14 protein-coding genes and 2 tRNA genes are annotated in these 15,649 nt (G+C 47.7%); 7 read left to right on the top strand and 9 right to left on the bottom strand.

Features of this window, described 5'->3' with window-relative positions; genetic code table 11:
* The 3 genes from TOLA_RS06895 to TOLA_RS06885 are packed head-to-tail and all read left to right on the top strand — an operon-like array spanning nucleotide 1 to nucleotide 2,649.
* Nucleotides 1-939: an MlaD family protein gene (locus tag TOLA_RS06895; protein WP_012729564.1), complete on the top strand. Its 939-nt coding sequence runs from the start codon at nucleotides 1-3 to the stop codon at nucleotides 937-939.
* Nucleotides 936-1,559: an ABC-type transport auxiliary lipoprotein family protein gene (locus TOLA_RS06890; protein WP_012729563.1), complete on the top strand. Its 624-nt coding sequence runs from the start codon at nucleotides 936-938 to the stop codon at nucleotides 1,557-1,559. The genes TOLA_RS06895 and TOLA_RS06890 overlap by 4 nt, the downstream gene beginning before the upstream one ends.
* Nucleotides 1,552-2,649 carry an AI-2E family transporter gene (locus tag TOLA_RS06885; RefSeq protein WP_012729562.1) on the top strand — a complete coding sequence of 366 codons (1,098 nt, stop codon included), beginning with the start codon at nucleotides 1,552-1,554 and terminating at the stop codon, nucleotides 2,647-2,649. The genes TOLA_RS06890 and TOLA_RS06885 overlap by 8 nt, the downstream gene beginning before the upstream one ends.
* Nucleotides 2,650-2,729: 80 nt before the next feature.
* Here the strand turns inward: TOLA_RS06885 and TOLA_RS06880 are convergent.
* A tRNA-Met gene (locus TOLA_RS06880) sits at nucleotides 2,730-2,806 on the bottom strand.
* 214 nt (nucleotides 2,807-3,020) lie between these two features.
* Nucleotides 3,021-3,097 (bottom strand) — tRNA-Met (locus tag TOLA_RS06875).
* 184 nt (nucleotides 3,098-3,281) lie between these two features.
* On the opposite strand from TOLA_RS06875, the gene TOLA_RS16340 reads away from it, so the two are divergent.
* From TOLA_RS16340 to TOLA_RS06860, 3 genes are all read left to right on the top strand, one after another.
* Nucleotides 3,282-4,553 carry a sensor domain-containing diguanylate cyclase gene (locus tag TOLA_RS16340; RefSeq protein ID WP_012729561.1) on the top strand — a complete coding sequence of 424 codons (1,272 nt, stop codon included), beginning with the start codon at nucleotides 3,282-3,284 and terminating at the stop codon, nucleotides 4,551-4,553.
* Nucleotides 4,554-4,635: 82 nt separating this feature from the next.
* Nucleotides 4,636-5,040, top strand: a complete 405-nt coding sequence (locus TOLA_RS06865) for a DUF2750 domain-containing protein (RefSeq protein WP_012729560.1) — start codon at nucleotides 4,636-4,638, stop codon at nucleotides 5,038-5,040.
* A gap of 49 nt (nucleotides 5,041-5,089) precedes the next feature.
* On the top strand, nucleotides 5,090-5,599 hold the full coding sequence (locus tag TOLA_RS06860) for a heme-degrading domain-containing protein (RefSeq protein ID WP_012729559.1): 510 nt from the start codon (nucleotides 5,090-5,092) through the stop codon (nucleotides 5,597-5,599).
* A gap of 189 nt (nucleotides 5,600-5,788) precedes the next feature.
* On the opposite strand, the gene TOLA_RS06855 is transcribed toward TOLA_RS06860, so the two are convergent.
* The 3 genes from TOLA_RS06855 to TOLA_RS06845 form a co-directional block, all read right to left on the bottom strand.
* A complete protein-coding gene (locus TOLA_RS06855; protein WP_012729558.1) occupies nucleotides 5,789-6,622 on the bottom strand; it encodes an NYN domain-containing protein in 834 nt (277 codons plus the stop codon).
* A 470-nt stretch (nucleotides 6,623-7,092) separates the two neighbouring features.
* On the bottom strand, nucleotides 7,093-8,412 hold the full coding sequence (locus TOLA_RS06850) for an APC family permease (protein WP_218916126.1): 1,320 nt from the start codon (nucleotides 8,410-8,412) through the stop codon (nucleotides 7,093-7,095).
* A 133-nt stretch (nucleotides 8,413-8,545) separates the two neighbouring features.
* Nucleotides 8,546-9,355: a carbon-nitrogen hydrolase family protein gene (locus TOLA_RS06845; RefSeq protein WP_012729556.1), complete on the bottom strand. Its 810-nt coding sequence runs from the start codon at nucleotides 9,353-9,355 to the stop codon at nucleotides 8,546-8,548.
* 117 nt (nucleotides 9,356-9,472) lie between these two features.
* Here TOLA_RS06845 and TOLA_RS06840 point away from each other — a divergent pair, with 117 nt between their 5' ends.
* The gene (locus TOLA_RS06840) at nucleotides 9,473-10,378 is read left to right on the top strand and encodes a helix-turn-helix transcriptional regulator (protein ID WP_012729555.1); all 906 of its coding nucleotides are present in this window, start codon (nucleotides 9,473-9,475) and stop codon (nucleotides 10,376-10,378) included.
* Between the two features lie 45 nt (nucleotides 10,379-10,423).
* Here TOLA_RS06840 and TOLA_RS06835 read toward each other — a convergent pair whose 3' ends face one another.
* The 4 genes from TOLA_RS06835 to TOLA_RS06820 form a co-directional block, all read right to left on the bottom strand.
* Complete coding sequence (locus TOLA_RS06835) at nucleotides 10,424-12,355, bottom strand: amylosucrase (RefSeq protein ID WP_012729554.1); 1,932 nt, start codon at nucleotides 12,353-12,355, stop codon at nucleotides 10,424-10,426.
* A 19-nt stretch (nucleotides 12,356-12,374) separates the two neighbouring features.
* Nucleotides 12,375-13,502: an ABC transporter ATP-binding protein gene (locus tag TOLA_RS06830; protein WP_012729553.1), complete on the bottom strand. Its 1,128-nt coding sequence runs from the start codon at nucleotides 13,500-13,502 to the stop codon at nucleotides 12,375-12,377.
* 82 nt (nucleotides 13,503-13,584) lie between these two features.
* Nucleotides 13,585-14,484 carry a carbohydrate ABC transporter permease gene (locus TOLA_RS06825; protein ID WP_012729552.1) on the bottom strand — a complete coding sequence of 300 codons (900 nt, stop codon included), beginning with the start codon at nucleotides 14,482-14,484 and terminating at the stop codon, nucleotides 13,585-13,587.
* 2 nt (nucleotides 14,485-14,486) lie between these two features.
* Nucleotides 14,487-15,608: a carbohydrate ABC transporter permease gene (locus TOLA_RS06820; RefSeq protein WP_012729551.1), complete on the bottom strand. Its 1,122-nt coding sequence runs from the start codon at nucleotides 15,606-15,608 to the stop codon at nucleotides 14,487-14,489.
* Nucleotides 15,609-15,649 lie beyond the last annotated feature (41 nt).

Here is a 15,649-nt window from a genome sequence, read left to right as displayed (position 1 = left end):
ATGGAAACACGTGCACATCATGTGCTGATCGGATTGTTTATCGTCATCGCATTTGGCGGCATTCTGCTCTTCACTCTCTGGTTAGGTAAATCCAGTTCAGAGCGCGGCTTCGTTTACTACGATGTCCTTTTCAACGAAGAAGTCAGCGGCCTGACCGCTGGCAGTGCAGTGGAATACAGCGGAATAAAAGTCGGTGAAGTCGAAAGTCTGCAGCTCGACCCGCAGGATCCGCGGAAGGTCTGGGCTCATACCCGCCTGTCTGCCGATACGCCCGTCAAGAAAAACACCCGAGCCCGTTTGGCTTTGGCGAATATCACCGGCAGTGCCCTTATCCGCCTGTTTGACGGCTCACCAACCAGCCCGCTATTACAAGGCATTGATGGTAGAGTTCCGGTCATTATTGCTGACCCGTCACCGATCAGTCGTTTTCTGGCTAACGGTGAAAACCTGATGGGCAATATCAATAATCTCGCCGGTAACCTCAACCAATTGTTCTCCAAAGAGAATATTCTTAGCCTGAGTAAAACACTCAATCATGTGGAGCAAGTAACAGAAGTGCTCGCTACCCAGCGCAGTGACCTTGCTGAAACCATCCGGCAGATTAATACTCTGAGTAAAGAGGCAAACATTGCGATGCATGATATTTCACGGCTTGCCCGCAATACCGATAAGCTGATCGGAGATCAGGGACAGCGAGTACTGAATAATGCCGCGCAATCCATGGCAACGCTGGAACAGGCGACCCGCCGGATTGACCAGCTAATCAGTAACAATCAGGCACCGCTGCAAAATGGTCTGCAAAGCCTCAATGATCTCGGCCCTGCCATGCAGGAATTACGGGCGGCACTTGCCTCCCTGAACCGGTTAAGTCGCCGTCTCGAAGAAGATCCATCCGGATTTTTACTCGACCGGGAGAAAAACGAGGAGTTCCAGCCATGAGTATTTCCTTTCACCGTTTGATTCCGTTGATCATCACCCTATTACTCAGCGCCTGTTCACTGTTTCCGGAAACCCGGCCGGTGAATGTCTATATGCTGCCGGAAAGTACGCCAGTCCAGACACAGAGCAGCAGCGTGGATTGGTCTTTGCGCATTAACACCCCCTACGCGAACCAGACATTAGACAGTACCCGCATTGCCGTAATACCTGACGGCAACCAGATCAATAGCTATAAAAGCGCACGCTGGAATGACCGGGTGCCGGTTCTGCTGCGCGAACGGCTTATTGATACTTTCCGCAGCGATGGCCGTATTAAAACCATTACCAATGACAACGGTCTGATCAATACCGATGCTGAATTGATCAGTGAACTGCGCGCATTCCAGAGCGAATACATCCATGGCAAGCCTGAAGTCCGGGTTCAGCTAGATACACATCTTGTGCAGCGGAATAACCAGCAGGTTCTGGCGAGTTACCGTTTTGAGGCACGCCAGGCGAGTAAAGATGCAAGCGTTGCATCCGTGGTGCAGGCTTTTGGTCAGGCGACGGATCAGCTGAGCCGGGAAGTCGTCGCATGGGCCATCAATGTCAGAAAGTATAATGGTGATAAACATGATTGATCAGGCTACGGCACGCTTTATCCGTCGGATCATTGTCGGCTTGTTGCTGGGCGGCCTGGTCATGCTCGGTTATACCGTCGTGCAGCCGTTTATCATTCCTGTCGCCTGGGCGATGATTATCGCGTATGCCAGCTGGCCCTTATATTGTCTTTTGCGTCAATCCATTAAGTTGCGCCCGACACTGAGTGCTCTGCTGATGACGTTATTAGTGACCACCGCCTTTATATTACCCACTTTATGGGTTATCTCCCTGCTACGTGATGAAGTCGGAATCGCTTATACCCATTTCAATTCACGCATAGCGGAGGGCCCGCCAAAACTGCCTGAATATATCCGGACGTTGCCATGGCTGGGAAGCTGGCTGGATGGACTCATTACCCAAAGTATTGGTGACCCGGCCGCCTTTCAGGACAAAATTTCTACCTGGTTGCAGGAAGGATCTAATCAGCTGGTATCGGTTCTGGGTGATGTCGGACGGAATGCAGCCAAGGTCGGGTTTGCGTTGATCACGCTGTTTTTTATGTTCAGGGACGGAGAGCACATACTCACACAGGTACATAAAGTGTTGTTCCGTTTTCTCGGTGCCCGTATTGATAACTATCTGGCCGCTGTTGGTGAAATGACGATAGCTGTCGTCTGGGGGCTGATCCTCACTGCACTGGCTCAAGGCTTTGTGGCAGGTCTGGGGTATTGGTGGCTCGATCTTTCTGCACCCATGCTGCTGGGTGCCATCACCGCATTAGTTTCCATGATCCCCTTCGGGGCACCTTTTGCCTGGGGAAGCATCACCGTCTTTTTACTGATCGACGGACAATACCTCAACGGGATTATTCTGCTGCTCTGGGGAGCGTTAGCAGTCAGTTCGGTCGATAATCTGGTCCGACCGATGGTGATCAGCAGTGCGACCCAGATTCCCTTCCTGCTGGTGATGTTTGGTGTGCTCGGCGGGCTGGCTGCTTTTGGTCTGGTCGGATTATTTATGGGACCGGTGATCCTGGCGGTGCTGATGGCAATCTGGCAGGAATGGCTTGAAGAGTCGGATCTGGAATCAGCGACAGATTCATCTCAGCAGGATGAATCACCAAAGTGATAGGAGTTTGCAGATTGCGTGGCTGAGGGAAAAAACGGGAATAAAAAAAAGGCCGCTTATTAAAGCGGCCTTTTCTGATTTGGTTGCGGGAGCAGGATTTGAACCTACGACCTTCGGGTTATGAGCCCGACGAGCTACCGAGCTGCTCCATCCCGCGTCAGTGAGGAAGATATTAATCGACAATCCCTTAGAAAACAAGCATTTTTTACTGCTTTATTTCTTTTTGCCGAATAAATCATCTATTCGATCAGTAATTCGCCTGATATGCCGATATTACCGGAATAACGACTTTTATCTTAAAAGAGAAGATTTCTGTTTCAGAAACGGGCAGAAATAAAAAAGGCCGCTTATTAAAAGCGGCCTTTCTGATTTGGTTGCGGGAGCAGGATTTGAACCTACGACCTTCGGGTTATGAGCCCGACGAGCTACCGAGCTGCTCCATCCCGCGTCAGTGGGGCGGATATTAGTCACTACCCTCTGAACAAGCAAGCGTTTTTTATTAATGCTTTACTGATTGCTGAATTAATAAGCTATTGCTTAATTAATAGTGCCGAAATCCATACGGTATATAGCGAAGAGTTCTATTCTTTACATGAGGAACTTTATTTTCAGGATGAAAATGGGGAGTTGCAATGGCTACACCCGATCGATCACCTCCACTACCCCCGGAATTCAGCTTCAACGCGGAAGAATATCTTAATGTAGTCGATCATGGGGTTTTGTTCGTCGACCCGGAGGGTTTGCTCGGCTATTACAATCCGTTTTGCCGCAAACTGTTTTCGCTGGATTTGCCCTCCCCGGACCCTATCAACTATTTCAATCTGTTAACTGAGTGGAGTGATCAGCAAGGTTTATCCAAATTATGGCTCGTCGAGCTTGGCAATGCGATCAGGCAGAAACAACGGCACTACACGCGGGTAAATCACGACGACACTATTCTTGAGTTCAAGCATCAGCCATTGCCATCCGGCGGTTTTGTTCATTGCATTTACAACATCACGAATAAAGTGAAACAGGAACAGGACTCGGTACATAAATACAAACAACTGCGAACAATGATTGATGCTATGCCTTGCTTTGTCTCTTTGCTGAACACCAATCTGCAGTTCATGATTGCTAACCGTTATCACAAAGAACATCTGGGCATTTGCAGAACAGACCTTGAAGGTTCTTATATCCGGGATGTACTTCCCGAAGCGTTAAAAAGTAAACATCTGGATCTGTTGCACCGGGTTCTCCAGGGAGAAACACTCCATTTTGATGAATACACATCCAACAGACATGCCGAAATCAAATCGGTACACGGCTCTTATGTCCCCTGTTTTGATCAACATCATCACGTTACAGCCATTGTGAATATCACTTACGATACGACCGAACAGAAAACCCATGAAGAGAGACTCAGGACGCTGGCAGAGCGGGATCATCTGACCCGGTTATTTAACCGCCGCAAAATCATGGATTGTCTGGAAACAGAAATATCACGGGCTGACAGACAAGCATCTGCATTAACGATTGCCATGCTCGATCTCGACCACTTCAAAAACGTGAATGATAAATGGGGTCATGCCGCCGGTGATCTCGTCTTAAAAGAATTTGCGCTGTTGTGTCAGCAGCAGATCAGAAAACTCGACTATCTGGGCCGGATTGGTGGTGAAGAGTTTTTGCTGATCATGAGCGATACCGATCAAACTGAAGCCATGTTTGTTCTGGAACGAATTATATCTGTGGTACAGCACCATTGTTTTAACTGGAAACAGACTGAAATTAACATCACCTGCAGTGCAGGGTTGGCGGAATGGCATCCGTTACAAAATATTCAGCAACTTTATACCCAGGCAGATAAAGCGCTGTATGAGGCAAAAAATCACGGACGGAATCAGATCGTCATCGCGACAGAATGAACAAATGAATTCTGCTTGGACAAGCGCGGCAACAGATGGGATCATGACAACTGATACTTTCATCTTTGAGACAAGACAGATTATGAGCTACGAACTGACTGAACTGGAACGCAATGCCGCACTGAGATTAAATGCTGATTATCGTTATGATCATTTCATCAGCAAAGTTGCCCGTAGTGGTGAGTTATGGGCACTGAAAGATGAAAACGGTTTGTTGTTCCTTAAATCAGACAATGACGAAACCTGCCTGCCGGTATGGCCGCACGCTGAATATGCACAACTGTGGGCGGTTGGTGATCAGGCACATTATCAACCGCAATCCATTACCCTGAAAATCTGGCTGGAACGCTGGACCGATGGTCTGACTCAGGATGGTATTGCTGTCACAGTATTCCCGATTCAGGGAGAAGAAAATCTGGTGGAAGAGCCATCTGAACTGGCAGAATCACTCAATAAGAAACTTGAACAGTATGCTCAGGAAGCGTAATTCCGCGTAACCTGCTTGCATGTAATCCCGCCATTACAGGAGCTAAACGATGAACCTGCTGGAAATAAATAATTTATTGATGGAAATTCGTCAGCAGGAAGAATCCCTGCAATGGCCGGTATTTAATGAAGCATTAGCGTGGGAACTGGGGTGTACGTTGCAGCAGGCTGCCGAGCTGAATCAGGCCGCTGTGCATATTGAGATTGAAGCATTCGGCAGACTCTTGTTTGCCTGCGCTATGCCCGGCAGCGCCCCCAGCAATGCCGACTGGGCCCGTCGCAAACGCAATGTCACCCAGATGTTACAACGCAGCTCACTCGCCATCGGCCTCGGCCTGAAACGTGATGAAACCGATCTGCAACGCAAAATGGGTTTACCGGACCGTGACTATGCCCCTCATGGCGGCAGCTTTCCGCTTCGCATTTTAGGCTCTGGCTGTATCGGTTCCATTACTGTTTCCGGTATGCCGGAGTTTGATGATCACGAAATGATTGTAAATGTATTGCAGACCTGGCAGGAAAATGGCTGGGCAAAACCAACGCTGGTTGTTGATAACTGATAAAAAGAGACCGCCCCGGGCGGCAGGCCATTATCCCAAACTGGGGCTACAAAGTTTCTCTTTGTAGCCCTATTGTTTTATTTCATAAAAATAAAATTTGATTTTACAGCCAAGAAACGCTGGACAAAACATGGATAAAAAATTGATTTATAATGATTTTTTATTTTAATCCTACTAAAAAAAGCACATCTAGCGAACTTTTATATATAGAACTTTAGTGTCTGTACCAGGGATAGTTCGTTCTGTAGTCTGAAAAACATCCGTTCGGGTCTTAACTAAGTCGCTTAACTTTTTAAATCCATAAAGACGAGAATCAAAATCAGGTTGAAGCTTTAATAAATAACTGCCAAAAGTACCGAGGTGAGCCCAACCAGTGTGGTCATATGAGTTTTCAAGAGCCTCTACGATAAATTCTCTTGGGAATTTTTTTGCAAAAGATTGTTTATTTTCAGGCTGTTTGGTTTCTGATGACTGAGATTGGGATTGAATTACATCAATTTTTTGTTTTGCAGGAACTATAAGAGATGGCGATACCTCTGGAGCTTGCACTGTGGGCCGCAAATATTCGGTGAAAATGAATTTGTGACACGCATTGCGAAATGCATCTGGTGTCTTTTGCTCACCGAAACCCACAATAGTTAATCCTTCTTCTCGAATCCTGAGTGCAAGACCAGTAAAATCACTGTCACTGGATACAAGACAAAACCCGTCAAATCGTCGAGTGTAGAGTAGATCCATTGCATCAATAATCAATGTACTATCAGTTGCGTTTTTCCCTGTTGTGTAAGCAAATTGCTGTACCGGCTTAATAGCATATTGATTTAATACTTTTTTCCATTGAGAGCTTGCTGGCGATGTAAAATCACCATAAATACGTTTGACTGTAGCCTCACCAAAACTAGCCACTTCTTTTAATAAACCATCAATGACCGATGCTTGCGCATTATCTGCATCTATTAATACCGCCAATCTAAGCGTTGGCTCTTCAGATTCTATTTTTGCAATAATCCTTGGGTTTACCATTAAAACTCCTTAAAAATCATCGTAATACTTAAACAATATTTAAAAGTTTGGATTGAATATCAATATATCATCAATTTCATATGATTTAATTGCAACATCTATACACATAGCAGGAGAGCTAGAAAAAGTGGAATTATCACCTACTTCCTGAAGCTTCCGTTTATCAGTCATGCAATCATTATGATAGACCATATGTATTTCAATTAGTTAGCGCTCAGCATCACCGGACATTATACCCTTCCAACGAAAGCGCATTGAATGTAACACTGGCAGATGATTATGTGCCGACTGTTGGCGATACCTTGCAATTAATTAATTGCGGAAAACGTCAGGGAACATTCAGTTCAGTGACACTTAACGGCTATACAGTTGCACCAATTTATTCTGATACTGCAGTTCAGTTACGTATCGATGCAACTGCGTCTTGATAAGTTTGACGTGAAAACGACCGCCCCAAGGGGCGGTCTCTTTTACTGCTCTGCTTCAACAAAATCCAGTTCGGGCGGCTCTCGCTGAAATAATCCTGTGATATAGGCCAGATACCCTGTACCGGCGGCAAGCCAGATCACCCCTAGTGTAATTGCCCGGACATCGAGACTAATCAGCAGGTATAAATCAGCTAACATGCCTATTAGTGGGAACACCAGATACATCACCACATCACGTAATGAACGTTGTTTTTTCGGCAGATAATAGTGGAACACAACTGATAGATTCACAAACGCAAAGGCCAAAAACGCGCCGAAGTTGATAAATGACGTTGATGTTGTGATGTTCATAGTTAAAGCCAACAGCGCCAGAACACCACAAACAACCAGGTTATTTACCGGTGTTTGATAACGTGCATTCAGTTTACCAAACAAGCTTTTTGGTAATACCGCATCTCGGCCCATCGCAAACAGTAAACGGGAAGCACTGGCCTGAGCTGATAAGCCAGAAGCAAATTGGCCGATAATCAAGCCAATAAGAAAAATGGAGGCAAAAATATCACCGCCAATATTTTTAGCAATTTCAAACGCCGCATTATCAGCAGCAATAAATTCAGCACCAGGATGAGCTAACTGCACAAAATAGGAGACACCGACAAAGACAACACCACCAAAGATAGTCACCAATAAAATGGCGCGGGGAATGGTACGACGTGGATCTTTGGTTTCTTCCGTCAAGGTGCTAACCGCATCAAAGCCCAAGAAGGAATAACATGCAATTGCAGCCCCTGACATCACCATCGGCATGTTCATATCGCTGTTAAAAAACGGCGTTAAATTCAACAACGATTTGGTCGGGTCGCCCAGTACATAATGGATACACAACACAACGAAAGCTGCCAAAACCAATAACTGAACCAACATCATCAGATTGTTAACCGATTTAGCCAGTTTTAATCCAACCACGTTAATGACCGTTGTGATAACAATGAAAGCAATAATCCATGCCCACATAGGAATAGAGGGAAATGCCGAGTTCAGATAAGCGGCACCAATTAACCAGATCACCATTGGCAGGAACAGATAATCGAGTAGCACAGCCCAACCGACTAAAAAGCCTAATTTTGCGTGGATCGATTTACGGGTATAGGTATAAGCAGAACCCGCTGTCGGAAAGGCCTTTGCCATTTGCCCGTAGCTGTAGGCGGTAAATAACATCGCAATCAGTGCGACCAGATAGGCGGTTGGCACGACACCACCGGTTTGCTGCGCCAGAATACCGAAAGTACCTAATACAATAATCGGCGTCATATAGGCGAGCCCGAATAACACCACGGAACTCAGTGTCAGGCTTCGGGTCATTTGGCCATCCTTGTCTGTTTGGCCATGCATCCTTATCAGGCTTTCGTTGCTCATAATTCAATCCTCAATATACAAAAAGGTGATAGTGATGTGCGTTAAGGCATGCTCCATCAGGGTTTAAAATTGGTTGATATTAGAAATGAAGCTCTCGAATGCCGTTCGGTAATTCGTGGATTTCGCCACTTAACGCCATACGACGATCAGAGAGATAACGGTATTGACTGCGGCTAGACGCCAACTGAGAGAGATCGATATCAATGGCCAGTTGCACCGGTTCGCGACCACACTCCACCAGCACATTGCCGAACGGATCAACCACACAACTGCCACCCGCGAAGGTCAGGCCATCCCCTTCCCCACAGCGATTGACCATGACCGCAAACACTTGGTTTTCCATGGCACGAGCGATGATGGCGTTGCGATGCACCATGCCGTAAGGGTCCATGTTGCCGTTGGTTACAATCAGCAGGTCAGCGCCTAGCGTGGCTAAAGCACGCGCGGTTTCAGGGAATTCGATGTCGTAACAGATCAAAATGCCGACTCGCAGGCCATTCCATTCACAGGTCATCATGCGATCACCGGGATGAAACACGCCTTTATCAGAAGCCCACAAATGCGTTTTGCGATAAGCCATCGCCATGCCTTCAGGGGTGATCAATGAGGTGGTGTTATAAAACTTGCCGTCACAGGCTTCGGCAGTGCCTATCGCCACAGAGACATTTTTTCCCTGACACGCCCTTTGAATGGAGCTGAATAAGGTGTCATCTAATGGCTGTGCTAAATGCCCGATATTATCGACGGTTGGAAAACCGGTCAGATAGGTTTCCGGAAAAACAATCAAGTCCGTTTCTGGTGAGCAACGCGCTATAGCAGCGAGAGCTGATTCCAGATTGGCCTCGATGTTGCACTCCTGACCAGGCAGTTGAACGAGTTCGATACGCATAACATTTCCTTCTTCTTTCACTGCACGAAATCCATCTGTGCTCAGTGTTAAATTCAGTATCCGCTCTGAGTGTGTTCTTGAAAATTCCACAAGTGGGGTAACCCAATGGGGGTATACATGGGACGGACATTCGATGAACTGGCCTGGCATCAGGCAGTAGCGAGATTGATCGAAGCAATTGATCGGCCATCTTTCTGGCCTTCGTTAATTAAAACGATCAGTGATTATGTGGAGTTCGATAGCTGGGTCGCATTGCTGTTCAGTGCAGATCAAACGCCCGTCGTATTGGCCGAACAGCCGACCAATGATGGTAGTGAAGACTCGTTATTTCAGGATTACTTGAATGGGTTATATCTGTTAGATCCGTTTTACATTGCCGCGCGTAGCAGCATAACTTCTGGTTTAGTGCGTTTGGATGATGTTGCACCCGATCGTTTTCTCTTTACTGATTACTATCAGCGCTATTTTCGACTAAATATTGTCGAAGATGAGATCCAGTTTAATCAGCCTATTGATGCGAATCGGACCTTATCGCTGTCATTGGGGGCCGCGCATCGTTTTACGCCTGAGGAAATTGCGAAACTCGCGATGATCCAACAATGGGTGATTGCCTTAATGCGTCAGCGTTACAACTATGAACAGCTGTCATTACCCGTGCAGACTATTGCGGAAACGCATAACTGGCAGGCAGATCTGGATATGTCGATCAATAATACCAGAGGGATTTCACTGACGTTGCGCGAGATGGATGTCAGCCGTTTGATGTTAGGGGGTTATTCCAGTAAAGGCATTGCACAAAAGCTGGCTATATCAGTTGAAACCGTCAAGGCGCATAAAAAACACATCTATTCAAAGCTGGGGATTAACTCACAATCGCAATTATTCTCGGTATTCCTACAAGCACAAGAAATGCCAGTGCACCAAAATGATCTTTCAGAGAAAGTAGAAAGCATTAATAGTGTGCGCCAAAGCAGCTTGAATCAAAACAAGTTGAATAAAGGTAAATTAGTCTCTGTTGGTTAAAAAAAGACCGCCCTTCGGGGCGGTCAAAATTACACTAGGGGTGAATCATTTCTGTTTCAGCCACAGGAACTGGAAAGGCTCCAGTGTCAGTGCACCGTTTTCCAGTGCGACATCCTGCTGCTGATACTGGTCATAGACATAGTGACCAAACCCGGTTTGTTCCAGAACAGTCTGATAGACAGTCTGTGGCTGGGAGGATACATTCATCAGCACCAGTGTCTTATGCCAATCGCGGGTACGCAGGAATGAAAAGACATGCGGGTTGTCGTTTTTAACCAGCTGATAGTCATTTTCGTTATAGAACTCAGGGATCGACTTCCGCAGTGCAATCATCTGTTTTAACGCACTGAATACCCGATGTTCGATAGTCCCCGGCTGATTTCGCTTGGCAGCCTTCTTCCAGTCGATGATCGGACGGTTCAGCCAGCGGTTATCATCCTGTTTGCTCGGATCTTCCAGGAACGAGTAATCGTTAGTGCAGGCCAGCTCGTCACCATAGTAAACCAGCGGAATACCACCGAATGACATGATGCCGCTGTGCATCAGCAGGATTTTACGCACCGCCAGTTCAGTCAGTTCTGCATTACTCTCTTCCAGTCCTTTCTCCAGCCCCAGCAGTGTTGCTGTGGCACCGGTGATGCGGGCATCTTTGGTTTTCGGGTTATACATGAAGCGCTGACCTTTGGCCGGGCTGCCTTCAAACTCGCCAACATAGTAAGAGATCATGAACTGCTTATGATCAAACGGGTTGTAACCGGCAGCCAGAATGTCCTGATCGGCATAACCTAAACCGATGTCATCGTGACAGCGGATGTAGTTGATCCAGGTGGTACCTTTAGGCAGACGCGGAATGTTCTGCAGACCGTGTTCCAGAATGCGTTTGTTCTGGGTTGCCATCGCGTCCCACAGATAGACCATGTAAGAAGCGTTATAGGCGATCTCACATTCGTCAACCGTGCCACCGCCGAGGTATTTAACGATCTCAACCGGCTGAACAATCGCTTCGGCTTTGAATATTGCGCCCGGAGCGGCAATCTTGGTACATGCCTTAAACAGCTGCAGCAGGATGTGCGCTTCTTCCAGGTTCTGGCTCTGCGTGCCCAGTTTCTTCCACATGAACGCCACAGCATCCAGACGCAGAACATCTACCCCCTGATTCGCCAGATTGAGCAGGATCTTGATCATCTCAATAAAGACTTTCGGGTTGGTGTAGTTCAGATCCCACTGGTAGGTGTTAAAGACCGTGAACACCCACTTATTGATGGCTGGCAGATAGGTGAAATTACCTGGTGCATTTTCCGGGAAAATTTCCGGCAGCGTCTGTTCGAACGCATCCGGCATCGAGCGGTCATCGTACATGTAATACATGTCCTGATACTCTTTCTCGCCCTGCAGCGCTTTCTTCGCCCACTCATGTTCGTTGGAGGTGTGGTTCAGCACCAGATCCAGTTCCAGCAGCATGTTTTTGGCACGGAAGGTTTTGGCGATTTTGCGGATATCCGCCATCGAGCCGAAACGTTTTTCCACCGTACGATAGTCACTGACCGCATAGCCGCCGTCGTTTGCCTCTTGCGGCATTTTCAGCAGTGGCATCAGGTGCACATAGTTCACACCCAGTTCTTCCAGATAGTCGATCTTCTGCATGAAGCCTTTCAGATTTTTACTGAAACGATCGACATACAGCATGGTGGCGACCCAGTTCGGGCTCATGATCCAATCTTTGTCTTCTTCGCGCTGACGATCGAGATCCCGTAACTCAGGGTCACGGGCCAGATGCATTTCAGCCAGCGCCAGAATCAGTTCGGAAAAACGATTGGAGAAATCTTCCCGATAACCGTACAAGCGGTCAAATTTCGCAAAAACATCACCAAACTGTGCCCCGAAACGCACCAGAAACTCCGATAAATCCTTACCGGCATATTTTTTACTCAGCAGGCTTACTACATCATGCAGTAATTGATGCTTATTCACTGACATTGATTACCTCACTCTTCACTCAGGCAGCAGACAAAATTTTGGCAACAATTGGCGCTTTCTGTTGCTGTAACAGACTGCCCGCAGTGCTGGTATCAAACAGATGCACATGATCCAGCTTGAAGCTGACTTCAATGGTTTTGCCACGCGGAATGATGTGACTACCATCAGCAACCACAACAACCTGATCTTCGCCGGCATATTCGGTATAGGCAAAGGTTGTCCCACCCAATGCTTCTACCACATCAACCTTCAGTGAAATATTGACATCGCCCGGCGTATCCAGCTGGAGATGCTCCGGACGAATACCCATTAACAGGAAATCACCCACCGCTACCGGACGATCCAGCGTCATGGAGAATTGTTCACCGCCAGACAGTTCGAGCAACGCTTTCACGCCATCCACCTGCAGCACTTTGGCATTCAGGAAGTTCATGCGTGGTGAGCCGATGAAACCGGCAACAAACTGATTAACCGGATTGTGATACAGCTCCAGTGGTGCCCCAACCTGCTCGATCCGGCCATCCCGCAATACCACAATCTTGTCAGCCATGGTCATCGCTTCGACCTGATCATGGGTGACATACACCATGGTGTTACCCAGCTGTTCATGCAGTTTGGAGATCTCGACACGCATCTGTACACGCAGTTCCGCATCCAGGTTCGAGAGTGGTTCATCGAACAGGAATACTTTCGGGTTACGCACGATGGTACGGCCAATGGCCACACGCTGGCGCTGACCACCGGAAAGCTGTTTTGGCAGACGATCCAACAGGTGTTCCAGCTTCAGAATACGCGCGGCTTCACCGACACGTTGTTCGATCTCTTCTTTTGGTCTCTTCGCCAGACGCAGGCCAAAGCTCATGTTTTCTTTCACGGTCATATGCGGATAAAGCGCATATGACTGGAACACCATCGCAATACCGCGATCCGATGGGGATACATCATTCACCGTCAGACCATCAATGATCACTTCACCATCCGAGATGGTTTCCAGCCCGGCAATCATGCGCAGCAGTGTTGATTTACCGCAGCCGGACGGGCCAACAAACACCACGAATTCGCCATGTTTAATATCCAGATCCACCCCATGAATGGTTTGAACCTCACCGAAACGTTTGATGACTTTATTCAGTTTTAAATCAGCCATTCTGGTAATCCTTCTTTGAAATCTTCTATATCAATTTGTTGATGTCGGTAATTTGTGAAAGTCGTTGCGCAACAGCGTCTGATTAACCTTTCACACCGGCACTCGCCATACTTCTGACAAATTTCTTCTGGAACAGCAGGAACATAATCAGCACCGGGATGGTTACCATGCTGGCGTAAGCCATAATCTCGCCCCATTCCGTGGTGGTGCCGAAGAACTGCTGGATACCCGGTTGCAGTGGACGCGCCGCCTCACCCTGTACCACCATGATTGGCCACAGATACTGGTTCCACATATTCAGGAATTGCAGGATGGCAACGGTCGCAAACACAGGGCCTGACATCGGCACGATCACTTTCCAGTAAATCTGCCATGGGGTAGCACCATCAATCGCGGCTGCTTCATCAAAGTCTTTCGGAATATCACGGAAGAACTGATAGAACAGGAAGATAGAGAAGGCATTCGCCACCATCGGCAGGATCTGCACATGCAGGCTGTTCAGCCAGGAGTTTTCCAGAATGATCTGACCGTTTTCCCAACCGATCCATGGCAGGTGAGCCACCAGCATCAACAAAGGAACAGAGATCGCTTCAAAAGGAATGATCAGCAGAGCGATGATCGCCGCCAGTACAAAGTTCTGACCAGTCCAGCGCAGACGTGACAGCGAAAATGCCGCCAGACTGTTCACCAGCAAGCCGAGCAGAACGGTAGAACCGGTGATCAGCATCGAGTTGATGAACATGGTTTCAATGGCGCTTTTTTCAAACACTGAAACGTAGTTCTTCAGTGAAACATCCCCGACCGGCAACAAGGCACGGATAGAGAACAGATCGGTGAAAATCTGCTGTTCCGGCTTGAATGATGACATGATCATAAAAATCAGCGGGAACAGGAAGATATACGCCAGCAATAACAGCACTGCATACGTCAGCAGGCGTTTGTAGATAAAGCGAGGATCGACCATATTGGATGAGGAAGTCATGCTTATTTCTCCCGCTTGTCGAAGTAGTATTTCTGACCCAGCGCAATCGCCAGAATCACCAGGAAGTACACCACACTGATCGTGGCGCCATAGCCAATATCCTGTTCACGGAAGCCTTTGCGGACCGCGTGATACATAACAGTGGTCGTCGAATCGGCAGGGCCGCCGGATGTCATAACATCAACCTGTGTAAACAGACCGAATGCGGCGATCGTCGTCGACATAATGACGAAGATGGTCGTGTTGCGCAGGCCCGGTAAGGTGACGTTTACGAATTTCTGCCAGCTGTTAGCACCATCCAGAGAAGCGGCTTCATACAAATCTTCCGAAATATTCTGCAGACCCGCCAGGAAGATCAGCATCTGATAACCGGCACCTTGCCAGGCCGACATAATCACGATGGCAGGCATTGACCAGGCCGGATCCCCCAGCCAGTTGATCTTGTCTATCAAGCCAAACGAGACGGAATGCAGGAACTCATTCACCAGACCAATGTCTTTGTGATAGAGGAATGTCCAGACGATCGACACCACAACCATGGAGGTAACCACCGGTGCAAAATAGGCGGTCCGGAAGAAGTTCGTCCCCTTCAGCCCCATATTGACCAGTAATGCCAGCAATAACGCGGCACCGCATTGCAGCGGAATAACCAGGAAGGCGAATTTAATCGTGTTGATAAACGACTTAATAAAAAGCGGATCTTTCGCCAGAACGACGACGCGTGAATCACTGAACGTAACAGTAGAAAGTTCACTGTAACCCTTATAGGAAGGGTCCTGCCGCAACACGGTGCGCAGACGTTCGAACTGCGGTTCACCTTTTATATCTAATACCAGTTTGTTTTGTTCATCCCGTTGCGCATCCTGCTTCAGCCAGCTAACCGCCAGTAAGCGATCATAGTTGCGCAGCCCGACGCCTTCAGTCGGATTGGGTGATAACAAGCGTTGATCCGTGAATGACAACACAATTGCCATCACAAACGGAACAAAAATAAAGAGGATCAATCCCAGAAATGCCGGACTGCCCATGAGCCAGCCGTAAAACCGCTGACGCCGCATCAGGCTGTCATTCTTTTTGGCCCGCGCAATTGGCGGAGGTTGAATAAATGCTGAATCGGTCATCATTTACGTCCTATGTGAACATCAGGAATGGCCCGCATTGCGCG

Source organism: Tolumonas auensis DSM 9187 (assembly GCF_000023065.1).
In the GTDB taxonomy this organism is placed as follows: Bacteria; Pseudomonadota; Gammaproteobacteria; order Enterobacterales; family Aeromonadaceae; genus Tolumonas; species Tolumonas auensis.
The sequence above is the reverse complement of the archived record's forward strand: the minus strand, read 5'-3'. Positions and strand labels throughout refer to the sequence as shown.